Source organism: Kocuria sp. CH-021, from assembly GCF_049716185.1.
GTDB classification, from domain to species: Bacteria; Actinomycetota; Actinomycetes; order Actinomycetales; family Micrococcaceae; genus Kocuria; species Kocuria cellulosilytica.
In genome coordinates this window covers 1-22,302 of the sequence record NZ_JBNAFK010000009.1, presented here as the reverse complement: position 1 = coordinate 22,302, position 22,302 = coordinate 1, and the positions used below count along the sequence as shown (strand labels likewise).

Genomic DNA, 22,302 nt, shown 5'->3' with positions numbered 1-22,302 from the left:
CGGGGGAGCCCCTCGGGAGGTGCCGGTGCTACCGGGCCGCGGTGCGGACGGCCTGTGCGAGCACCCGCAGTCCGTCGCGCAGCAGCTCCTCGCCGATGACGAGCGGGGGCAGCAGGCGCACGACGTTGCCGAAGGTCCCGCAGGTCAGGATGATGACGCCCTGGGCGAGGCACTCCGCGGCGATCGCCCTGGCCGCGTCGGCGTCGGGCTCCGTGCCGCCGGGGCGGACGAACTCGAGCGCCATCATGGCCCCGCGGCCGCGGATCTCGCCCACGATGCCGGTCTCCTCGGCCACCGGGGCCAGCTCCTCGCGGATGACCTCCTCGATCCGGCGGGCGCGGGCGACGAGGTCCCACTCCTCGACGGTCTGCAGCGCGCCCAGGGCGGCGGCGCAGGCCACGGGGTTGCCGCCGTAGGTGCCGCCGAGGCCGCCGGCGTGCACGGAGTCCATGATCTTGGCGCGGCCGACCACGCCGGACAGCGGCATGCCGCCGGCCACGCCCTTGGCCACGGTGATCAGGTCCGGGACGACGCCCTCGTGGTCCACGGCGAACCACTCGCCGGTGCGCGCGATGCCGGACTGCACCTCGTCGACGACGAACACGGCGCCGTGGCCGGTGCACCACTCGGACAGCGCGGGCAGGAAGCCCTCGGCCGGCACGATGAACCCGCCCTCGCCCTGGACGGGCTCGATCACGACGGCGGCGACGTTCTCGGCGCCCACCTGCTTCTCCACCTGGAGCAGCGCGCGGCGGGCGGCCTCGGCGCCGCTCATGCCCTCCGGGTCCCGGAACGGGTAGGACACGGGCACGCGGTAGACCTCACCGGCGAACGGGCCGAAGCCCTGCTTGTAGGGCATGACCTTGGCCGTCATGGCCAGGGTCATGTTCGTGCGGCCGTGGTAGGCGTGGTCGAACACGACGACGGCCTGGCGGCCGGTGTGCACGCGGGCGATCTTCACGGCGTTCTCGACGGCCTCGGAGCCGGAGTTGAACAGCGCCGCCTTCTTCGGGTGGTCGCCGGGGGAGAGCTCGGCGAGCTTCTCCGCGACGGCCACGTAGCCCTCGTACGGGGTGACCATGAAACAGGTGTGCGTGAAGTGCGCCACGGCCTCCTGCACCTTGGCGACCACGGCGGGGGCGGAGCCGCCCACGGTGGTCACGGCGATGCCGGAGCCGAGGTCGACGAGCTGGTTGCCGTCGACGTCGAGCACGATCCCGCCGTCGACGTCCGCGGCGTAGGCGGGCACGGACGAGGCGACTCCGGAGGCGACGGCCGCGGCACGCCGCTCGGTGAGCTCGCGGGACCTCGGGCCGGGGAGGGCCCCGTCGACACGGCGGACCTGCTCGAGGCGGTACTGGATCTCGGTCACGGCGAGATCTCCTTTCGGTGGGGAGGGGGTGGGGACAGGGACGTCGAGCGGGCGTGCGCCGACGCGGGGCGGCGGTCGCCGCAGCTGACTGCGACGACCGCCGCCCCGGGGCAGGGAGCGCGGGTCAGGACCTCAGGCGGGGGTGCCGGTGCCGGGGGTCGGGACGGTGGCCCAGGGGTTCTCCACGCCGATGTACTGGGTGGTGGTGTACTCGTGCAGGCCCTCGGCCCCGCCCTCGCGGCCCAGACCGGACTGCTTGACCCCGCCGAAGGGGGCGGCGGCGTTGGAGATCACCCCGACGTTGAGGCCCATCAGGCCGAACTCGATGCGGTCGCCGATGCGCAGGCCGCGGGAGATGTTCTCGGTGAACACGTAGGAGGCCAGCCCGTACTCGGTGGCGTTGGCCAGGGCCACGGCCTCGTCCTCGTCGGCGAAGGTGACGACCGGGGCGACGGGGCCGAAGATCTCCTCGGTCACCGCCCTCGCGTCCCGCGGGACGTCGCGCAGCAGGGTGGGCTGGAAGAAGTAGCCGGGCCCGTCCACGCGGGAACCGCCCACGACGACCTTCGCCCCGCGCTCAACGGCGTCGGTGACGAACTCCTCCACGGAGTCCCTCGCCTTGGCCTCGACCATCGGGCCCACGGTGACCCCGTCCTCCACACCGTTGCCCACGGTGAGTGCGGCCATCTTCTCGGCCAGCTTCGCCACGAACTCCTCGACGACGTCCTCGTGCACGAGCAGCCGGTTGGCGGCGGTGCAGGCCTCGCCCATGTTGCGCATCTTCGCGGCCATCGCCCCGGCCACGGCCTTGTCGATGTCGGCGTCCTCGAAGACGATCAGCGGCCCGTTGCCGCCGAGCTCCATGGAGGTGCGCAGCACGTTGTCGGTGGCCAGCTTCATGAGCTGCTTGCCCACCGGGGTGGAGCCGGTGAAGGAGACCTTCCGCAGCCGCGGGTCGGCCATGATCGGCTCGGACACCGCCGAGGCGGACTTGGAGGAGACGACGTTGAGCACCCCGGCCGGCAGCCCGGCGTCCAGCATGAGCTGGGCGAAGTACTGGGAGGTCAGCGGGGTCAGCCGGGCGGGCTTGAGCACCATGGTGCAGCCGGCGGCCACGGCCGGGGCGACCTTGCGGGTGGCCATCGCCAGCGGGAAGTTCCACGGGGTGATCAGCAGGCACGGGCCCACCGGCTTGTGCGTGACCAGCATCCGCAGGTTGCCCTCGGGGGTGTCGAGGTAGCGGCCGTAGTCGCGCACGGCCTCCTCGGCGAACCAGCGCAGGAACTCGCCCCCGTACTTGACCTCCCCGGCCGCCTCGGCCAGGGGCTTGCCCATCTCCAGGGTCATCAGCAGCGCGAGGTCCTCGGCGCGCTCCTGCACGAGGTCGAAGGCCCGCCGCAGGATCTCCGAGCGCTCCCGGGCCGGGGTGCGGGCCCAGGACTCCTGGGCGTCGGCGGCGGCGTCCATGGCGGCCTGGGCGTCCTCGCGGGTGGCCGAGGCCATCGTGGCCAGGACCTCGCCGGTGGCGGGGTTCTCGACCTCGAACGTCCCCCCGTCCGAGGCCTCGCGCCACTGGCCGCCGATCAGCAGCCCCGTGGGGGTGGCGGCCAGGACCGCCTCGATGCGCTCCTTCATGCCGGTGGCCGTGCGGGCCTTCTCCGTGATGCTCATGTGTTCAGCCTCTCTGGTCGACGCGCACCGCACCACCGGGCGCCGGTGGTGCCTGCGCTGCGTCAAGGGGTTCGTCGGACGGGCGGGCGACAGCACTGGGCCCGCCCGTCCATCGTAGGACTCCGGCCGGGCTCCTCCGCGGGGACGTCGTCACGGTGTGACGACGGGCCGGGACGGGACCGGCGCCGGGCGGCCGCTCGACTGCTCCCAGGCTAACGCCTGACCGGTCCAGCAAGCTGCTGAATCATCGCCCGAAATCTGTGCACAATGCACACTGACGTGGAGCGCGGCGACCGGCTACGGCGCCGAGGGGTCCGGCCGGTCGGCGAGACGCAGGGCGAGCCACAGCTCCGCGCGCAGCTGCGGGTCGTCCACGGACCGGCCGAGCGCCTCCTCGATCTCCTGCAGCCGCTGCTGCAGGGTGTTGCGGTGGATGCCCAGGGCGTCGGCCGCTGCGCTGCGGTTGCCGTTGTGCGCGAGGAACGTGCGCAGCAGACCCGCCCGCCCGGCCCGTTCCAGGGGCTGCAGCAGCAGCTGCGCCCAGGCCCGGGCGGTCTCGGGCGGCAGGAGGTCGGCGACGCCGCCCGCCACGAGGTCGTCCCACGTGCCGACGGGCCGGCGGTCCGTGGTGCGCTCCAGGGCCTCGCGGGCCCCCCGGTCGCTCGCGTCCGTCCCGTGGACGGTCGACGGTCCGCCGATGCCCGCCCGCAGGCCCGAGGCCTCCACGGCGGCACGCACCTCGGCCAGCCGCTCGGGGAGGTCCTCCAGCAGCAGCGCGGCCGTCTGCTCGCCGGAGGGCCCGGTGGCCGGTGCGCCGACGAGCACGGGCCGCTCGCCCGGTCCGGTGGCCGCCTCGAGGCGGCGCACGCCGTCCCGGAGCGCCTCGGCGCCGCCGCGCAGGCGGGCCACCCGCACCCGGGGCGCCGCCGACCACGTCGTGTCGTCCGCCACCCCCAGCAGCGCGTCCGCCGATCGCACCTCGCCGTTGAGCAGGAGGGCGAGGGCCCCCGCACGGACCCGGCGGCGGAACAGTGCCTGCTCCGCGGCACGCTCCGCGTGCAGGGAGAGCAGGGCCACGGCGGTGGCGATGACGCCCGTCCGGACGGGGTCCGCCGGACCGGGCAGGACCACCACGAGGTAGCTCTGGGGGACGCCGTCCACCCCGAGGGGGTGGACGACCACCGCGCCCTCCGGGCCGGACTCGCTCAGGGACCCGCGGAGCCCGGCCGGACGCAGCCGGTCGAGGAGCTCGGGGAGCGTCCGGCCCGAGGGGAGCGCGGGCAGGCCGGGCCCGGAGCGCTCCACGACCCGGGCGTCGGCCGCGCAGACGCCCGCCCATCCGCCGCCGAGCACCGCCACCAGCGTGCGCACCACGCGGGCCGGGCCGTTGCGCCCCACGGCCGCCCGCGTCAGGCTCCGCTGCTCGGAGAGCATCGCCTCGAGCGCGGTGCGGGCCTCGGCCGCGCGCATCTCGGCCGTGGCGCTGATGATGCCCAGGAAGGGAGTGCGCTCCGGCACCCGGAACAGGGTCAGCCCGGCGCCCCGGCACGCGGCGGCGAGCGCGTCCGGCACGTCGGGGTAGGACAGCCGCTCGCCCACGCCCAGCCCCAGCGCCACGACGCCACGGTCCGTGAGCCGACGGACGTACTCCGTCCAGGAGTGCGCCCGGGCGGAGGTGTGGATGCCGGTCAGCAGGAGGACCTCGCCGCCCTCCAGGTACGGGGTGGGGTCGGCGAGCTCGCTGGTCACCACCCAGCTCACCGGCAGGTCGGTGGCCGCCCCGACCACGGGCTCCAGTCCGAGTCCGGGCAGGGCGAGCACCTGGGCGACCGTGACCATGGGCAGTCCTCCTCCTCGTCGGCGCGCCGGGGACAGCCTAGGGCAGCCGTGCCCGGCGCGCGGCGGTCTCAGGCCTGCTGCCGGCGGCGCTCGACCTCGGCGACGAGCCGGTGCTCGGCGTCGGGCCCCGGCCGGATCCCGGTGGGGATGCGCAGCAGGAAGACGAGCCCGAGCAGCCACCACAGCCCGAAGATGGTCCAGGCGGGCGCGCTCAGGAACGCGGGCATGCCGGGCAGGTACAGGCTGATCAGCGCGAGGCACAGGACCACGGAGAGCACGCCGATCGCCGTGCCGCCGTGGCGGCGGCCGCCGATCCGGAAGGGGCGCTCCATGCCGGGCTCGCGCCGGCGCAGGATCACGAAGACCACGGAGACCAGGGCGTAGGCGATCACGATGGACGGGGAGCCGGAGTCCACGAGCCAGCCGAGCATCTCCGCGCCGAAGAACGGCGCCACGAAGGACACGGCGCCCACGAAGAGCAGGGCGTTGGCCGGGGTGCCGTACTTCGGGTGCAGGCGGCCGAACCACCGCGGCACCATCCGGGAGTTGCCGAGCGCCCACAGCAGCCGGGACGCGCCCATGAGCAGGGAGTTCCAGGAGGTGAGGATGCCGGCGAGACCGCCGGCGATGAGCAGGTTGGCCACGACCGGGCTGTCGAAGGCGGAGCCCATGGCGTCGGCCACCGCGATGTCCGCGCCGGAGAGGTCCTCGGCGGACATGGACGCGGAGGTGGTGAGCACGACCATCACGTACCAGGCGGCGGCGAGCAGCACGGAGACGATGATGGTGCCGCCGAGCTTCTTCGGCGGGAGGTGCATCTCCTCGGAGACCTGGGGGATGACGTCGAAGCCGACGAACAGGAACGGGACGGTCACGAGCACGAGGAAGAAGCCGGCCGTCCCGGGCGTGAAGAACGGTTCCATGGTGGCGGCGGAGCCCTCGGTGAACGCGCCGAAGAGCATCATGAGGCCCACGATCAGCAGGAAGAGGATCACGAAGATCTGCACCACGGAGGCGTGCTTGACGCCGCGGATGTTGATCCCGGTGATGAGCACGGCGGTCAGCGCCCCCACCAGCGCCCAGGTCAGGTTCACCTCGAAGCCGGCCACCGTCCACAGCGGGATCTGACTCAGGCCCGGGAAGATGTACTGCGCGGTGCGCGGCACCGCGACGGCCTCGAAGGCCACGATGGTGATGTAGCCGCCCGTGATGGCCCAGGAGCCCACGAACGCCCAGCGCGCGCCCATGCCGCGCAGCAGGTAGTTGTGCTCCCCGCCCGCGTACGGCATGGCGGCGACGAGCTCGCCGTAGACGAGCCCCACGACGGCCATGATCAGCCCCCCGGTGACCAGGGCCAGCACGGCGCCCATGGTCCCGGCCTCGGCGAGCCACTCGCCGGTGAGGATGACCCAGCCGAAGCCGATCATCGCGCCGAAGCCGAGCGCGATCGCGTCGAGGCGGCCGAGGACCTTCTTGAAGCCGTGGTCCTCGCGGTCCGGGGCGAGCGGTGTCGCGCCCCGGGGTTCGGTGGTGCTCATGGGCGTCGTTCCTTCTGTCGAGGGCGCCGGGCAGGGATGCCCGGTCGGACCTGCCGCGCGGCACTCCCGGCGGCGAGGGCACAATTTATACAGGCAATGTTTCGACTCTGTGTGCTCCCTGACAGGAACGGGCCGCCCGCGGCGTCCGCGGCGACCCGTCCCGGCACCTGCGCGCCCCGCTCGCCGCCCGCCCGGGGCACCACGACCGGGTGCCGGGCCGCCCCGGCCCGGCGGCGCCGGCGCGGTGCGCACTAGGCTGGTGCCGAGAGAACCGCCGGTCGCAGGACGGCCGCAAGCACACCTGCAAGAGAGAGGACCCGGACGATGGAGAACCTGGACAGCCTGCCCAGCGCCTCGGTGGAGGAGATCCCCGAGGGCGCCCGCATCCTGGACGTGCGCGAGGACGAGGAGTGGGACGCCGGGCACATCGACGGCGCCCAGCACATCCCGCTCCGGCAGCTCCCGGAGCGCTACGGCGAGGTGCCGGTGGACGAGGACGTGTACGTGATCTGCCGCTCGGGCGGCCGCTCGCTGAAGGCGACGGCGTACCTCCAGCAGTACGGCTTCGACCCCGTCAACGTCCTGGGCGGCATGGGGGCGTGGATGGACGCCGAGAAGCCCATGGTGTCCGAGACGGGCGAGACCCCGACCGTCCGTTGAGGTACGCCTACCTGGGTCCCGCCGGAACCTTCACCGAGGCCGCGCTGCTGGGCGTGGAGGGCGCCCGGGACGCGGAGCGCGTCCCCGTGTCCTCCGTGCCCGTCGCCCTCGCGGCCGTCCGCGCCGGCGAGGTCGACGCGGCCATGGTGCCCATCGAGAACTCCGTGGAGGGCGGGGTGACCGCGACCCTCGACACCGTGGCCACCGGCAGCGAGCTGCGCATCGTCCGGGAGGCGCTGGTGCCCATCAGCTTCGTCCTGGTGGCCCCGCCCGGCACGGCGCTCGCCGACGTCCGCACCGTCTCCACGCACTCCCACGCCTGGGCGCAGGTGCGCGGCTGGATGGACGCGCGGCTGCCGGACGTCGACTACGTCCCGGCGTCCTCCACGGCGGCGGCGGCCCTCGCGCTGCTCCCCGGCGGCCCGGGGCGCGGGGCGCCCGCCCGGGACGCCGGCTTCGACGCCGCCGTCTGCTCGCCCGTGGTCGTCGAGCAGCACCCCGAGCTCGAGGTGCTGGCGGAGGACATCGGGGACAACCGGGCCGCCGTCACCCGGTTCGTGCTCGTGGCCCGGCCCGGGGCGCCGCTGCCGCCGCGCACGGGCGCGGACCGGACCACGCTCGTCATCCCGCTGTGGGAGGACCGGGCCGGGGCCCTGATGGAGATCCTCGAGCAGTTCGCGACCCGGGGGGTCAACCTCTCCCGGATCGAGTCCCGCCCCACGGGCAACTTCCTCGGCGAGTACTTCTTCAGCGTGGACGTGGACGGCCACATCCTCGACGCCCGGGTGGCCGAGGCCCTCGAGGGGCTGCGCCGGGTCTGTCCCAGCACGCGCTTCCTCGGGTCCTATCCGCGGGCCGACCACAAGGTCGCGACCGTCGCCCGGCAGCACTCCGACGGCGCCTTCCGCGAGGCGGAGGCCTGGGTCGCGGCCCTGCAGGGGCGCGCGCACCGGGCCCCGGGCGCCCCGTCCGCCCCCTCCGCGCCGGGCTCCGCGTAACGGGAGGACGCGCACCGCACCCCCGCTTGTTCGCAGTTGCAAATACATGCACCATGGGGAGTGCGGGCGCGTCCGTGCCCGCGATCTTCAGCCGGTGTCGATCGACCCCCCGGGTCGGGACCGAGCCCGACCGGAGGTGCCACCATGCCCGTCCCCGCCGCCCGCCGACTCGCCCTCGCCGCGGCCCCCGCCCTCCTGGCCTGCGCGCTCGCCGCGCCGCCCGCGGCGGCGTCCGCGCCGCCCGGGCCCACCGAGGTGGTCCGCGTCGAGGCGGGCCCCGGTCCCGTCGTCGGCGACCCGACGGCCGCCGACGCGCTCGAGCTCGTGCCGGCCTCCCGGGTGGTCCCGGAGCCGGGCGCCTCCCTTCCGGACCGCGGCCGGGGCCCGCTCGTGGCCACGGGCCTGGCCGTGCTCGCCCTCGTGGGCGCGTTCGTGGCGGGCCTGAGCCGCAGGCCCGACCCGGCCGGCTGACCCGCGCCGGCAGCGGCGCGGGCGTCAGTCGCCCTGCGTGGGCGGCACCCGCACGGAGAGCGCGCCCGGGAGGATCTCGGACTCGAACCCGGTGATCACCCCGGTGCCGTCCCCGTCCATCTGGGACTCGATGGGCTCGTGGAACTCCACGCGCACCTTCTTCGCGGCGAAGAACTCGATCACGGGCAGGTCCCGCCGCTGCCGGAACACGACCTTGGCGGCCATCAGCGCCCACTCGAGCGTGCTGCGCGGGGACATCACCACGAGGTCCAGCAGGCCGTCGTTGATCTTCGCCTGCGGGACCAGGATCAGGCCCGCGGTCAGGATCCCGCAGTTGGCCGCCATCACGGAGCGGACCCGGCGGCTCTGCCACTCGCCCTCGTCGATCCGGAAGCGGGCCCACCGCGGGGGCGCGATCAGGTGCCGGACCCCGGCCTCCCCGTAGGCCGCCCAGCCGACCAGCTTCTTCAGCTCGTCCCGGGTGTCCGTCATGATCTGGGCGTCGAAGCCGGCCCCGCCCATGACGCAGAACGCGTGGTCCCGCACCGTCCCGTCCTGGAGCTCCACGCGGAACGAGGCCATGTCGATGGCGCGCTCCGCGCCGAAGAGCGCGATGTCCACGTTGCGGTGCGGATCGCCGAGGTCGGCCCCCAGGTTGCGGGCCAGCAGGTTGCCGGTGCCCAGCGGGATCAGGCCCAGCGGGGTGTCGTGGCCGATCAGGGCCTCCGCGACGGCCCGGACCGTGCCGTCGCCCCCGGCGGCGACGATCAGGTCGGCGTCCTGCTCGAGCGCCCGCCGGGTCATGGCGGCGCCCGGGTCGTCCTCCGCCGTCTCGAAGAACACGGGGTCCGGGAACCCGCCCTTGCGGCAGCCGATGATGATCGCGTCGCGGGCGACGTCCGCGTCGGCCTTGATGGGGTTGATGACGACGGCGACCCGTTTGCGGGCCACTGGGGTGGCGGTCACGGAAGGACTCCTCGGTTCTGCGGCGCCGGGGGACCGGTGCCGCCGTGCGATGGGGGCGGTGGGCCGCGGCGCGGTGCCGCGGGCCCGGGGCGCCGGGCGGATCGCGGCGGGCCTCCACCCTAACCCGGTCGCGCCCCGGAGGACTTGGGTACCCTGTCAGGGTGATCGACATCAACCAGCTCCGTGAGAACCCCGACGTCTTCCGCGCCTCCCAGCGTGCCCGCGGGGCGGACGTCTCCCTGATCGACCGGATCCTGGAGGCCGACGTCGAGCGCCGCCGGCTGATCACCGAGTACGAGTCGCTGCGGGCCGAGCAGAACGCCTTCGGCAAGCAGGTGGCCCGCGCCCGGGGCGAGGAGAAGCAGGCCCTGCTCGCCGAGGTGAAGGACCTGGCGGCCCGGGTCAAGGAGGCGCAGGCGGCGTCGGAGGCCGCCCGGGCCCGGCAGGACGAGCTCGTCGCGGTCGTGGACAACCTCGTCCTCGAGGGCGTCCCCGCCGGCGGCGAGGACGACTTCGTCCTGCTCCGGACGGTCGGGCAGCCCCGCGACTTCGCCGCCGAGGGGCTCGAGCCGAAGGACCACCTCGAGATCGGCGAGCTCGTGGACGGCATCGACATGGAGCGGGGGTCCAAGGTCTCGGGCGCCCGGTTCTACTTCCTCAAGCGGGACGTCGCCCGGCTCGAGACCGCGCTGCTGCTCATGGGCCAGGACCAGGCCGTGGACAACGGGTTCGTCCCCATGACCACCCCGAACCTCGTGCGCCCCGAGATCATGAGCGGCACGGGCTTCGACGTCGCGCACTCCGACGAGATCTACCACGTGGGCAAGGACGAGCTCTACCTCGTGGGCACCTCGGAGGTGCCCCTGGCCGGGTTCCACGCCGACGAGATCCTCGACCTCTCGGAGGGGCCGCTGCGCTACGCCGGCTGGTCCTCCTGCTACCGCCGCGAGGCCGGCTCCGGGGGCAGGGACACGCGGGGCATCATCCGCGTGCACCAGTTCAACAAGCTCGAGATGTTCGTCTACTGCTCCCCGGAGGACGCGGAGGCCGAGCACGCGCGGATGCTCGCCTGGGAGGAGGAGATGCTCGCCAAGTGCGAGCTCGCCTACCGGGTGATCGACACCGCCGCCGGGGACCTCGGCACCTCCGCCGCCCGCAAGTTCGACTGCGAGGCGTGGGTGCCCACCCAGGGCAAGTACCGGGAGCTGACCTCGACGTCGAACTGCACCACCTACCAGGCGCGGCGGCTCAACATCCGGGAGCGGCTGCCGGAGACCACGGACGCCGCCGGCGCGGTCCGCAAGGGCGGCACCCGCACCGTGGCCACCCTCAACGGGACGCTGGCCACCACCCGGTGGCTGGCGGCCATCCTCGAGACCCACCAGCAGGTCGACGGCTCGGTGCGCGTGCCCGAGGCGCTGCGGCCCTACCTGCGCGGCCAGGAGGTCATCCCGGTCCGTCGCTGAGCCGCCGGACGGCGTTCGGCTCCCGTTCAGCTCACGTCGAAATCCCGGCCATCCTGTCGGTGTGATGTGGCACCATGTCCCGCATGACAAAAGAAAAGACAGCTGGCACCGAGGACCAGCACGAACTCGTCGGCATCAACTCCACCGTCCCGCTGAAGGTCGATCACTCGGAGGACCTCAGCGACTCCGCCGGCGGCACCACCGCGCCCGCGCGCTCCGCCGCCGACGTCCGGATCCCCCTCAAGGTCCAGCCTCCCCGCTCGAACGGGTGGAAGAAGGAGGCCGGCGTCCAGTACCTGGTGGCCCTCGACGTCGACGGGACGCTCGTCGACCACGACGGCCACATGTCCCGGCCGGTGCGCGAGGCGGCCCAAGCCGTGCTCGAGGCCGGCCACCACGTGGTCATCTCCACCGGCCGCTCCAAGGGGGCGACCCTGCCCGTGGTCGAGCTGATCGGCCAGGAGCGCGGCTACGCCGTGTGCTCCAACGGGGGCATGACGCTCGAGCTGGACCCGGAGCTGCCGGAGTACCACCGGGTGCTCGAGTGCGTCTCCTTCGACCCCGGCCAGGCCCTCGAGGCCCTCGAGCAGCGCCTGCCCACCGCGAAGTTCGCCCTCGAGACCGAGGACGGGTCCTTCTACTCCACGGAGCGCTTCCAGGACGCGTCCTTCGGCATCGAGGCGATCGGCGTGGACCTGCACGAGCTGGCGCGGATGAAGGCCGTGCGCATGGTGGTGTACAGCACCGAGCACACCCCGGAGGAGTTCGCCCTGGCGATCGACGAGGCCGGGCTGCACGGCGTCACCTACTCGGTCGGCTGGAGCGCCTGGCTCGACATCGCCGCCAACGGCGTCTCCAAGGCCAGTGCCCTGGAGCAGGTCCGCCGCCGGCTCGGCGTGGACCCGTCCCACACGGTCGCGGTCGGCGACGGCCGCAACGACATCGAGATGCTCGACTGGGCGGCCCGCGGCGTGGCCATGGGCCAGTCCCCGGACGAGGTCGCGGCCGCGTGCCACGAGGTGACGCACACGGTCTACGAGGACGGTGTCGCCCGCATCCTGCGCTCGCTGCTCTGAGGCCGCACGGCCGTCGCACACGCCCCTTCCTGTGATCTGGATCACATCCATGCGGATGGAATGATAGGGTTTCGGCAGACCGGGTGACGACGTCATCGACGACGACCGAGAGGTGAGCCGTGATCGAGTACGTGTCCGACCGGTGGGAGCAGATCCTCTTCTCCAGCTGGCAGCACTTCTCCCTGGTGGTCCAGTGCCTGATCCTGGCCACCGTCCTCGCCGTGGGCATCGCGGCGCTGTGCTACCGCTCGCCGCGGCTCACGACCGTGGCCAACAACGTCTCCGCCGTGGGGCTGACCATCCCGTCCTTCGCGCTCATCGGCCTGCTGATCGCCCCGCTCGGCTTCGGGGTGACGCCCGCGGTCGTGGTCGTCACCTTCTTCGCCGCCCTCCCCGTGCTGCGCAACGCGGTCGTCGGGCTGGCCGGCGTCCCGCAGGCCACCGTCGAGGCCGCGCGCGGGCTCGGCATGGGGAGGGCGGCGACCTTCCTGCGGGTGGAGCTGCCGATGGCCTGGCCGGTCATCCAGGCCGGCATGCGGGTATCGGCGCAGATGGTGATGGGCGTGGCCGCCATCGCCGCCTACGTGCTCGGCCCCGGTCTGGGCGGGTTCATCTTCTCGGGCCTCTCGCGGCTCGGGGGCGCCAACTCCTTCGCGTCGGTCGTCACCGGCGTCGTCGCCGTCATCGTCGTCGCACTCATCCTGGACGGGCTGCTCGTGCTGCTCGGCCGACTCACCACATCGCGAGGTATCCGTGTCTGACTCCGTGACCACCACCAGCAACGACTCCTCCGTCACCGGGGCCCGGATCCTCCTGGAGAACGTCTCCAAGCGCTATCCCGGGCAGGCCAAGGCCGCGGTCGACGGCCTCACCCTGGAGATCCCCGCCGGCAGCATCGTCATGCTGGTGGGCCCCTCCGGGTGCGGGAAGACCACCACGCTGAAGATGATCAACCGGCTCATCGAACCCACCGACGGGCGGATCGTCATCGACGGCCAGGACGTGACCTCGATGAACGGCGACGAGCTGCGCCGCGGCATCGGCTACGTGATCCAGGCCGGCGGGCTGTTCCCGCACATGAGCGTGGCCACCAACATCGGGATGGTCCCGAAGATGCTCGGCTGGGACCGGAAGCGCATCGCCGCGCGGGTGGACGAGCTCCTCGAGCTCGTCTCCCTCGACCCCGCCGTCTACCGCGACCGGTATCCCCGGGAGCTCTCCGGCGGGCAGCAGCAGCGCGTCGGCGTGGCCCGGGCCCTGGCCGCGGACCCGCCCGTGCTGCTCATGGACGAGCCGTTCGGCGCCGTGGACCCCATCACCCGCCAGCGGCTCCAGGACGAGCTCATCAACATCCAGCACGAGCTGCAGAAGACCATCGTGTGCGTGACCCACGACTTCGACGAGGCGGTCAAGCTCGGCGACTGGATCGCGGTCTTCGACGAGGGCGCCCGGATCGTCCAGTACGACGCCCCCGAACGGATCCTGGCCGAGCCGGCCGACGAGTTCGTGGAGGACTTCATCGGCTCCGGTGCGGGCCTCAAGCAGCTCACCCTCACCCGGGTCCGGGAGGTCGACCTCGTCCCCGCGGTGACCACCCGTCCCGGCGAGGACGTCCGGGCCGTGCTCGGACGGATCGACGAGGCGGGCACCCGGGACGTCGTCGTCGTCGACGACCGGGACAGGCCGCTGTCCTGGGCCTCCCGCCGGCAGCTGGAGCGCTTCGACACCGTCCCCGGGGAGCGCAACGAGCGCCTGCCCCTGGTCGGCACCAGCTCCACGCTCAACGACGCGCTGGACACGATGCTCGTCTCCAGCACGGGGGCCGCCCTCGTGGTGGGGGCGCGGGACCGGTTCGAGGGCGTCATCTACGTGGAGACCGTCATGGCCGCGATCACCGAGGCCCGCCGGGCCGTGGCCGCGGAGGACGCCCCGCTCGGCCACAACACGGGCGAGATGCCCGCGGTGAGCACCACCTCGGAGGGCGGGGACCGATGAGCACGCAGACCGAGCGCCCCGCCGCCGCGGAGCAGGACCCCGGGGACGCCCCGGAGTCCCGCCCGTCCCCGGTGGACCCGGACCAGCGCACCTGGAAGGGCCTGCTGCTGCAGCCGCTCGCGATCCTCGTGGCGCTGGGCCTGCTCGTGCTGTGGCTGTCCACGGCGGAGCTGACGGAGACGGAGGCCGTGACCCTGAGCCCCGGGTCGCTGTGGAGCTACACCGTGGAGCACCTGCAGCTCACGGTCGTGGCCACGGTGGTGGTCCTGCTCATCGCGATCCCCGTGGGCGTCCTCCTGACCCGCAAGCCGCTGCGCTTCCTCACCGGCCCCGTGATCGCGCTGGCGAACATCGGCCAGGCCGCACCGGCGGTGGGCCTCATCGTCCTGTTCGCCTTCTGGTTCGGCTTCGGCTTCCAAGCGGCCGTGGTGGCGCTGATCGTCTACGCGATCCTGCCCGTCCTGAAGAACACCATGGTCGGCCTCGACGGCGTGGACCGCAGCCTCGTCGAGGCCGGGCGCGGCATGGGGATGAGCGCCGCCTCGGTCCTGTTCCGCGTCGAGCTGCCCCTGGCCGTGCCCGTCATGCTGGCCGGCGTGCGCACCGCCCTGATCCTGGTGGTCGGCACCGCGACCCTGGCCACGTTCGTCAACGGCGGCGGACTCGGTCTGCTGATCACCACCGGGGTCAACCTCAACCTCGTGCGGGTGCTGATCGCCGGCTCGATCCTCGTGGCGCTGCTCGCGCTCGCCATCGACTGGATCGGCCGCGTGGTGGAGCACGTCGCACGCCCGAAGGGACTGCGATGAGAACCTCCCGTGCCGCCGGCGGCGCCCTGCTGCTCTCCTGCGCCGGCCTGCTCCTGACCGGGTGCGGGCTCGAGCCCTCCACCGCCTACGTCCCCGCCGCCGAGCCCGGTTCCATCGAGCCCGTCGAGGGCGCCGAGGACACGGAGGTGCGGGTCACGTCCAAGAACTTCACCGAGCAGCTGATCCTCGGCAAGATCGCCGTGCTGGCCATGGAGGCCGCGGGCTTCGAGACCGAGGACATCACCAACGTGCCCGGCTCCCAGCCGGTGCGCGAGCTCATGCTCAGCGGGGACGCGGACCTCACCTACGAGTACACCGGCACGGCGTGGCTGACGTACCTGGGCAACGAGAGCGGCATCCCCGACCAGCAGGAGCAGTGGGAGGCCGTGCGGGAGGCGGACCTCGACAACGGGCTGACGTGGGGCGAGCCGGCCGCGCTGAACAACACCTACGCCATGGCCGTGCGCTCCGAGTACGCGCAGGCCAACGGACTGGAGACCATCTCGGACATCGCGAGCCTGCCGCGGGCGGAGCGCACGTTCTGCGTCGAGTCCGAGTTCAACTCCCGCAGCGACGGGCTCACGCCCCTGCTCGCCCACTACGGCCTGGACCGCGGCAGCGAGGTGCCGGAGGACAACATCGGCATCTACGACACGGGCGCCATCTACTCGGCCACGGACGACGGGGAGTGCAACTTCGGGGAGGTCTTCTCGACGGACGGCCGGATCCCCGCCCTGGACCTGACCGTGCTCGAGGACGACCGGCAGTTCTTCCCCGCCTACAACGCCGCACCGGTGTACAACACCGAGCTGCTGGAGGAGTTCCCCGGGATGACGGAGGTCATGGAGCCCATCTCCGCGGCGCTCACCGACGACGTGATGCAGGAGCTCAACCGGCAGGTGGACGTCGAGGGGCGGGACCCGGCCGACGTCGCCTACGAGTGGATGATCTCCGAGGAGTTCATCGTCGAGCCCTGAGCCCCGCCGCCGGCCGGTCCGTCCCGGGCCGGCTCGCACAGGCCCAGCAGCCGGGCCGCCGCGGGGCGGGCGTCCCACTCCTCCTGCCACAGCGAGCGCGCCACCGCCTTGGAGACGGCCTGCGGGGAGATGCCGAGCTCCGCGGCCACGACCTTCTGCTGGCCGCGGGCCCCGGGCACGAGCAGGTCCACCACGCGCCACTCGGCGTCGCTGCGCTCCGCCACGATCCGGCCCAGCAGCCGCAGCACGGCCTGTGCCTGCGCCGCGGCCGGACCGTCGTCGGCGGCCACGTGCACGGGCACCCGCCCGCCGGGACCCCCGGCGGCCTCCGCGGCGCGGCGGCCGTGCACGGTCCCGGGGCCGTCGGCGCGCAGGCCCGTCCGGCCCTCCGGGTCGGTCGCGGTCTCGAGGCGGACCGGCCCCACCCCGATCCCCGCGCTCCAGGCCCCGCCGCGCAGCCCGGCGAGCACGGCCTCGACCGCGGCGCCGGGATCGGCGGTGATGCCCTGGACCGCGTGCGCCCGGGCACGCTGGAACGGCACCACGGTCCCGAGGTCCGCCAAACGGCGCAGGAGGCCCGGCACGAGGTCGCCCGCCTCGCGGCGGCGCTGCTCCAGGGTCACGACGTACACGGTCCCAGTATCGGGCACGGAGGCCGCCGGGGAGCGGGGGCGCGGCCGGGACTCACTCCCAGAACCGCGGTTCGATGTCGACGCCCTGCACGATGAGCTCGTCCTCCAGGGGCTCCCGGCACACCACCGGCAGGCGCAGGCAGCCGATCCGGTCGTCCGGGCCGAAGTAGGCGGTGAGCCGGTCGAAGCCCTGCCGGAACCCCGCCAGCTCCTTGGCCGTGGCGGCGACCTCGGCCAGGTCGGCGTCGGAGCCGAGCACCCAGAAGGAGTCCGGGTCGGTCAGCTGGAGCAGTCCCACGGGCGCCCCGGCGTCGTTGTTCTCGGTGCCCGCCCAGCCCGGCGCCCGCAGCCACCCGCCCGGGGCCGCCGCGCCCAGCGCCGGCGCCACGGGATCGTACTCCCACGCCCGGGCCCGCTGCAGCCACCCCGGCGGGACCGGGAGGTAGAGCGGGCCGTCGAGGTCCACGGGCCACCGGGCGGCGGCGAACGCCCCGGCGTCCACGCGGTCCCAGAACTGCTCGGCGGTGAGGTCGGTGCCCACGCTGTTGAGCGCCGCCCCGGGATCCTCCGCCCGCATGCCGTGCCAGTAGGTGGGGCGGGTCGGGACGTCGGCGCGGCGCAGCAGGGCGTCCAGCTCCTCCAGGTGGGCCGGTTCCCCGAGCACCACCGTCCTGGACTCGAAGTGCAGGACGTAGGGCACGCGCTCGGGGCTCACGGCAGCCCCGCGGACCGTCCGCGGCGGCACAGCCGCGTGAAGCGGCCGAGCACCTGCAGCGCCTCCGGGGTGGCGGGCAGGTAGTCCGTCAGGGCGGGGGAGCGCACCAGGACGGCGCACCACTGTCCCCGGGAGACCGCCACGTTGAGCCGGTTGGGGGAGAGCAGGAACTCCATGCCGCGCGGGCCGTCGGCGGCGGAGGCGGCCATCGACACGATCACCACGGGGGCCTCCTGGCCCTGGAACCGGTCGACGGTGCCCACGCGGACCCCGCCGCCCTCCTCGTCCCGCAGCCCCGCGTCGGCGAGCGCGCGGCCGATCAGCTCGACCTGGGCGTTGTACGCGGCCACCACGAGGACGTCCTCGGGCGTCAGCGCCGCGGGGAGGGCGTCCGGGCCGGAGCGCCACGGGGTGCCGACGAACTCGTGGGCCAGCTCCACGACGCGCCGGGCCTCCTCGGGCGAGGCCGTGCGGTTGCCGGTGTGCTCGACGTAGCAGGTGCGCAGGCCCGGGGCCACGCCGGTGAGCTCGCGCCGGCCGGCGGCCGGCGCGGAGCCGAGCCGGCCCGCGTAGGACAGCTCGGAGACCGGCTCGCACAGGGCCGGGTGCATCCGCCAGGTGCGGTCCAGGAAGTAGCCGTGCTCGGCGGGCAGGGTGGGCGATCCGCGGGAGAGCCAGCCCAGCGCCGACTCGTCCACGGGCAGGGGGTGGGTGCCCTGCGAGACCTGCGGCAGCTGCTGGGGGTCGCCCAGCAGCAGCAGGCGCCGCGCGGCGCGGGACACGGCCAGGGTGTTGGCCAGCGAGTACTGCCCGGCCTCGTCGACGACGAGCAGGTCCAGGGCCTCGTCCTCGAGGTTCCGGGCACTGGAGAAGTCCCACGCGGTGCCGCCCAGCACGGCGCCGCCGTCCGCGAGGAACGCGGCGAAGTCCTTGCCCTGCACCTCGCGCCACGGGACCTCCCGGTCCGCGGGCCGGGCGGCGGACGGCTTCTTGCCGACGCGCTCCGGGGCGACCCCGCCCTTCTCGAGCACCCCGGTGAGGAGGTTCTCGACGACGGCGTGGGACTGCGCCACCACGCCGATCCGCCAGCCGGCCGCCACGAGCCGGCCGATGACGTGGGAGCCGAGGAACGTCTTGCCGCTGCCCGGCGGGCCCTGCACGGCCAGGAAGCTGCGGTCGAGGGAGCGCAGGGCCCGCACCACCGCGTCGATCGTGCCGTCGGGGCCCTCGTGCGGGCGCGGCAGGGGGCCGCCGTCCGCCGGCCGCGGCGCCCGGCGCCGGAGCAGCTCGAGGCCCGGCTGCCCGGGCAGGTCCGGCAGGGCGTCGGCCGTGCGCGCGGCGAGGTCCTGCAGCGACTCCTCGAGGGAGCGCGTGGCGATCGGCTGGGCCGGGCCCAGCGCCATCGGCAGCTCCGCCCAGGGCTCGGGGGCCGGGCCGTCCCTGGGCTTCCTCAGCCGCTCCCGCACCGTGAGCACGGCCGTGCCGTCCTCGTGCTCGTCGAGCTCCTCGAGCGCGGCCGTCCAGTCCCCGGCGCGGCCGCTGCCGCGCGCTCCGGCGTCCTCGGCCAGGTGCGCGGGGACGGGCGCCCCGTACATCAGGAACAGCCCGGCGGCACCCGGTCTCGCCGTCGAGCCCTCCCCGAAGCGGCCCGCGAGGCGCAGGAGGCGGGTGGGGGCGGTGCCGCGGCGCTTGGCCGGGTCCTGCGCCCAGTCCTCGAGCACCTCCGCGCGCTGGACCACGAACACGTCGCGGGTGTCCTCCCAGTCCTCGACGGGGCCCCCCAGGCGGTCGAAGTGGGACCACCAGTACTGCTTGCGCTCGCGCCGGTGGTAGCCGGTGGCCGAGGCGACCATCGCGACGGCCGTGCGCTCCTCCTCCGTCAGGGCGTCCCGGGTCCCCGGGTCCGCCAGGTGCTCGTGCAGGCGCTGCTCGGCGCCGGTCGCCGCCGCGCCCGGCAGCTCCTCGGCCGGCCCGAGCCGGCCCTGGGCGGGGCGCGGCGGGTGGTCCGCCGGGTCCGGGGAGATCCCGGCGAGGCCCAGCAGCCAGTCCCGCAGCCGCAGGGTCGAGAGGCAGTCGTACTCGTTGTAGTCGGCGATCCCGGCCAGCAGCCGCTGCGCGGCGTCCTCCCGCCCGGCCTCCCGGGCCGCGCACCAGTCGGCGTAGGCCACCACCGACGCCCCGGCGTCCACGACGTCCCCGGTGCGCAGGTGCTCGCCCATGTAGAGCGGCTCCAGCTTCTTGATGGAGTACGAGCTCTCGGACAGCCGCAGGCTGCCCCGCACGGTGTCGTAGAGGTCCACCAGGACGTTCTCGCGCAGCAGCTCGTCCACGGCGTCCTCGCCCACCGCGTGCACGAGCGAGAGCCGGCGCAGGGCGGCCTTCTCGTAGTCGGCGTAGTGGTACACGTGCATGCCGGGGAAGCGGGCGCGGCGCTCGGCCACGTAGTCCAGGAACGCCCGCAGCGCCTCCCGCTCCTCGGCCCGGGAGTGCGCCCAGAACGGCCGGAAGACGGGGGCGGCGCCGGGGGAGGGCGGCTGCTCGACGACGCCGAAGAGGTACTCGAGCCCCCAGGACGTCGGGTCCTCGGGGTCCTGCCACAGCGGGTCGCCCTCGAAGTCGAAGAACACGTCCCCGGGGTCGGGGGCGGGCAGCCGCCGCACCGGCTCGGTGGCCGTGACCCGGTAGGCGACCCGGCGGGTGCCCCCGTCCTTCGGGTACTCGACCGCGCCGTCCTCCCCGCCCCGGCCGGTCTGCATGGCGGCCTGGTCCCGCAGCCGCCGCACCGCGGCGGGGAGCCCCCGGTCCGGCAGCGCCGCGAGCTCGTCGACGGTGCGCACCCCGTGCCGGTCGCGCAGCGTGCGGCGCATCCGCACGGACAGGCCCGCCGTCAGCAGCAGGTCCCGGTGCCCGGCCACGGCCCGGGCGCAGTGCTCGCACCGGCCGCAGCGGGCGACGCCGTCGTCCTGCCAGTCCACGGGGCCCGTCCGCGCCCGGTGCGCGGCGGCGGCCGCGACGAACCGCTCCCGGCGCTCGCGGTAGACCGCCAGGTGCTCGGAGACGGGGAAGACCGCCTCCCGCTGGTCGCCGAGGACCAGGGTGACCTCGGGGGCCACGTCCACCCCGGCCCGTTCGAGCTGGTCGGCGTAGGCGGCGAGCTGGAGCAGGGCGGTGACCTTGGCGTGCCGGGCGAGCTTCGTGTCGTGCACCGCGTACGTGCCGTCCGGGCGGCGGACGAGGAAGTCGGCGCGGCCGTGGAAGGCGCCGTCGAAGAAGGAGGCCTGGAAGACCACGTCGGCGCCGGCGCGCAGGGCGCCCAGGGACTCGGCGTGCTTGGCCGTCAGCTCGTCCCGGTCCATGCGCCGGGCCGGCTCGACCTCGTGCACGCCCCGTCCGGTCGCCCCGTCCCAGGGGCCGAACGTCTCCAGGTGGCGGGCCAGGACCCGGAGCTCGTGGGCGTCGCCCAGCTCGGCCGTGCGGGCGAGCATCGCGTCCCGCTCCGGGGTCCGCCGGGGCGCCCGGCCCAGCTTCTCGTCCAGGACGCACAGGCTCGCGTAGGGGCACTCGGCCGCGCGCACCAGGTCGCTCGCGGAGAAGACGAGGTCCGCCTCGGGGCCCAGCAGGAACATGCGCATCCTTCCGACGGCGCCGGGTCCGTCCCGGCTCCGGGTCCATCGAACCACAGGGACCGGACGTCACAAGGAGGAGGACGAGGAGGAGCGCGAGGGCGGGGACGGAGGGGGAACGGGGATCGGCCGGCAGGTCCGAGGGACCTGCCGGCCGACTCCCGGCGGACCGGCTGCCGGCCCGCCGGGATGGACCGGGAGAGATCGATGGGATGCGGCGCGGGTGGGGGGACCCCCGCCGCCACCGGGCACCTCGCGGGTGCGCTCCGGCGACCTCGATCCCGGTCGGCGGCCCGGATGCCGATGGGGGGATGCATCCCGGGGCCGTCGGGCCGGCTGAGCCGGCCGCCTCCAATATAACGAAAATCATGGATTCTCTGTAGGGTGCCCGTCACGTCCGCGCGCGCCGGGCACGCGCGGGGGCCGGGGACCGCCCGGTCCCCGGCCCCCGCCGTCGCGGCCGTCCGCTCAGTCGGTGGAGGGCGCCTTCTCCTCGGCCTCGGCGGCCGACTCGTACTGGGACTGCTCGAAGCGCTCACGGGCCTCCTCGACGAGGCGCTCCGCGGTCTCCCGGCCCTCCCAGCCCTCGCCCTTGACCCACTTGTTGGGCTCCAGGTCCTTGTAGCGCTCGAAGAAGTGCTGGATCTCCTTGAGCTTGAACTCGTCGATGTCGTCCAGGCCCTGGATGTGGTCGTAGCGCTTGTCCGTGGACACGCAGAGGATCTTCGCGTCCCCCCCGGCCTCGTCGTTCATGTTGAACACGGCGATGGGGCGGGACTCCACGAGCACGCCCGGGACGATCTCGAAGTCCAGGAGCACGAGCGCGTCCAGCGGGTCGCCGTCCTCGCCCAGGCTGTCCTCGAAGTAGCCGTAGTGCGCGGGGTACTGCATCGACGTGAACAGGACGCGGTCCAGGCGGAGGCGGCCGGTCTCGTGGTCGATCTCGTACTTGACGCGCGATCCCCGGGGGATCTCGATGGTGACGTCCAACTCCATGGTGTTTCTCCTCGTGCTGGGAAGGCCTGGAAGGGCCGGAAAGGGCTGACAGCGGCCGAGCACGGCCGCACCACCCGGTGGGGTGGGCAGATCCGACACCTACGATAGCGGCGGCCCCGCGGGCGGCGGTACCCGCCCGGGCCGGGGCGGCCCCGGCCCGGGTCCCGTGCAGGGGCGGCCGCGGGACCCGCGCGGCGCCCGCCGCCGGGGCCGCCACCGGGCCGCCACTGGGCCGCCACTGGACGGCCGCTGCGCCGCCGCCGGGCCGGCGCGGGCCACAATGGGGGCGTGAAGAGTCCCCGACGCCACGGTCCCCCCGCCGGGCAGCGGCGGCCGCGGTCCCGCGGCGACCGCGGCCGGCGCGCCCTGACGGCGCTGCTCGCCGCCGGCTGCGTGGGCGTGGCGGGCTGGCTGCACCCCCACTGGGTCCCCGCGCCGGGGCCGGGCGGCGACGACCTCCCGGCCGCCCGCGTCCTCCCGGCGGAGGCGCCCGCCCCG

The 22,302-nt window shown here is 74.3% G+C and carries 19 protein-coding genes; 10 read left to right on the top strand and 9 right to left on the bottom strand.

Translation table 11 applies throughout. The features are described from left to right. Window positions 1–28: 28 nt before the first annotated feature. The 4 genes from gabT to ACPYN7_RS08490 all read right to left on the bottom strand — a co-directional run bounded on the left by gabT (window position 29) and on the right by ACPYN7_RS08490 (window position 6,420). Entirely contained in the window at window positions 29–1,372 is a 1,344-nt protein-coding gene (gabT, locus tag ACPYN7_RS08505) for a 4-aminobutyrate--2-oxoglutarate transaminase (RefSeq protein WP_424347360.1), read from the bottom strand. Between the two features lie 132 nt (window positions 1,373–1,504). Next, entirely contained in the window at window positions 1,505–3,043 is a 1,539-nt protein-coding gene (locus ACPYN7_RS08500; RefSeq protein WP_197412737.1) for an NAD-dependent succinate-semialdehyde dehydrogenase, read from the bottom strand. A gap of 297 nt (window positions 3,044–3,340) precedes the next feature. Beyond that, window positions 3,341–4,882 carry a PucR family transcriptional regulator gene (locus ACPYN7_RS08495; protein WP_424347359.1) on the bottom strand — a complete coding sequence of 514 codons (1,542 nt, stop codon included), beginning with the start codon at window positions 4,880–4,882 and terminating at the stop codon, window positions 3,341–3,343. Window positions 4,883–4,950: 68 nt separating this feature from the next. Further along, window positions 4,951–6,420 (bottom strand): APC family permease, encoded by a 1,470-nt coding sequence (locus ACPYN7_RS08490; RefSeq protein WP_424347358.1) that lies wholly within the window; start codon window positions 6,418–6,420, stop codon window positions 4,951–4,953. Window positions 6,421–6,744: 324 nt separating this feature from the next. Here ACPYN7_RS08490 and ACPYN7_RS08485 point away from each other — a divergent pair, with 324 nt between their 5' ends. From ACPYN7_RS08485 to ACPYN7_RS08475, 3 genes are all read left to right on the top strand, one after another. Beyond that, on the top strand, window positions 6,745–7,080 hold the full coding sequence (locus ACPYN7_RS08485) for a rhodanese-like domain-containing protein (RefSeq protein ID WP_058875265.1): 336 nt from the start codon (window positions 6,745–6,747) through the stop codon (window positions 7,078–7,080). Next, window positions 7,077–8,078, top strand: a complete 1,002-nt coding sequence (pheA, locus tag ACPYN7_RS08480) for a prephenate dehydratase (protein WP_424347357.1) — start codon at window positions 7,077–7,079, stop codon at window positions 8,076–8,078. The genes ACPYN7_RS08485 and pheA overlap by 4 nt, the downstream gene beginning before the upstream one ends. 144 nt (window positions 8,079–8,222) lie before the next feature. Continuing rightward, window positions 8,223–8,549 (top strand): hypothetical protein, encoded by a 327-nt coding sequence (locus ACPYN7_RS08475; RefSeq protein ID WP_424347356.1) that lies wholly within the window; start codon window positions 8,223–8,225, stop codon window positions 8,547–8,549. Between the two features lie 24 nt (window positions 8,550–8,573). Here ACPYN7_RS08475 and ACPYN7_RS08470 read toward each other — a convergent pair whose 3' ends face one another. Continuing rightward, entirely contained in the window at window positions 8,574–9,515 is a 942-nt protein-coding gene (locus tag ACPYN7_RS08470) for a diacylglycerol/lipid kinase family protein (protein WP_058875268.1), read from the bottom strand. A 161-nt stretch (window positions 9,516–9,676) separates the two neighbouring features. Between ACPYN7_RS08470 and serS the strand changes: the two genes are divergently transcribed. From serS to ACPYN7_RS08440, 6 genes are all read left to right on the top strand, one after another. Then, a complete protein-coding gene (gene serS / locus ACPYN7_RS08465) occupies window positions 9,677–10,981 on the top strand; it encodes a serine--tRNA ligase (protein WP_058875269.1) in 1,305 nt (434 codons plus the stop codon). 74 nt (window positions 10,982–11,055) lie between these two features. Beyond that, window positions 11,056–12,057 carry an HAD family hydrolase gene (locus ACPYN7_RS08460; protein WP_058875270.1) on the top strand — a complete coding sequence of 334 codons (1,002 nt, stop codon included), beginning with the start codon at window positions 11,056–11,058 and terminating at the stop codon, window positions 12,055–12,057. A gap of 119 nt (window positions 12,058–12,176) precedes the next feature. Next, window positions 12,177–12,818 (top strand): ABC transporter permease, encoded by a 642-nt coding sequence (locus tag ACPYN7_RS08455; protein WP_058875271.1) that lies wholly within the window; start codon window positions 12,177–12,179, stop codon window positions 12,816–12,818. Continuing rightward, window positions 12,811–14,052, top strand: a complete 1,242-nt coding sequence (locus tag ACPYN7_RS08450; RefSeq protein WP_231738452.1) for an ABC transporter ATP-binding protein — start codon at window positions 12,811–12,813, stop codon at window positions 14,050–14,052. Before ACPYN7_RS08455 ends, ACPYN7_RS08450 begins: the two co-directional genes overlap by 8 nt. After that, a complete protein-coding gene (locus ACPYN7_RS08445) occupies window positions 14,049–14,861 on the top strand; it encodes an ABC transporter permease (protein WP_231738453.1) in 813 nt (270 codons plus the stop codon). Before ACPYN7_RS08450 ends, ACPYN7_RS08445 begins: the two co-directional genes overlap by 4 nt. Continuing rightward, window positions 14,858–15,838, top strand: coding sequence for a glycine betaine ABC transporter substrate-binding protein (locus tag ACPYN7_RS08440; protein ID WP_424347355.1), 981 nt, complete (start codon window positions 14,858–14,860; stop codon window positions 15,836–15,838). Before ACPYN7_RS08445 ends, ACPYN7_RS08440 begins: the two co-directional genes overlap by 4 nt. Here the strand turns inward: ACPYN7_RS08440 and ACPYN7_RS08435 are convergent. From ACPYN7_RS08435 to ACPYN7_RS08420, 4 genes are all read right to left on the bottom strand, one after another. After that, a complete protein-coding gene (locus ACPYN7_RS08435; protein ID WP_424347354.1) occupies window positions 15,796–16,470 on the bottom strand; it encodes a hypothetical protein in 675 nt (224 codons plus the stop codon). The two genes, ACPYN7_RS08440 and ACPYN7_RS08435, sit on opposite strands and share 43 nt — an antisense overlap. Window positions 16,471–16,522: 52 nt before the next feature. Next, window positions 16,523–17,185 (bottom strand): hypothetical protein, encoded by a 663-nt coding sequence (locus ACPYN7_RS08430; protein ID WP_424347353.1) that lies wholly within the window; start codon window positions 17,183–17,185, stop codon window positions 16,523–16,525. Then, window positions 17,182–20,811 (bottom strand): TM0106 family RecB-like putative nuclease, encoded by a 3,630-nt coding sequence (locus ACPYN7_RS08425; RefSeq protein WP_424347352.1) that lies wholly within the window; start codon window positions 20,809–20,811, stop codon window positions 17,182–17,184. The genes ACPYN7_RS08430 and ACPYN7_RS08425 overlap by 4 nt, the downstream gene beginning before the upstream one ends. Before the next feature lie 465 nt (window positions 20,812–21,276). Then, on the bottom strand, window positions 21,277–21,804 hold the full coding sequence (locus ACPYN7_RS08420; RefSeq protein ID WP_058875276.1) for an inorganic diphosphatase: 528 nt from the start codon (window positions 21,802–21,804) through the stop codon (window positions 21,277–21,279). Window positions 21,805–22,092: 288 nt separating this feature from the next. On the opposite strand from ACPYN7_RS08420, the gene ACPYN7_RS08415 reads away from it, so the two are divergent. Further along, on the top strand, window positions 22,093–22,302 hold a 210-nt coding region (locus tag ACPYN7_RS08415), incomplete at its 3' end, for a hypothetical protein (protein ID WP_424347351.1).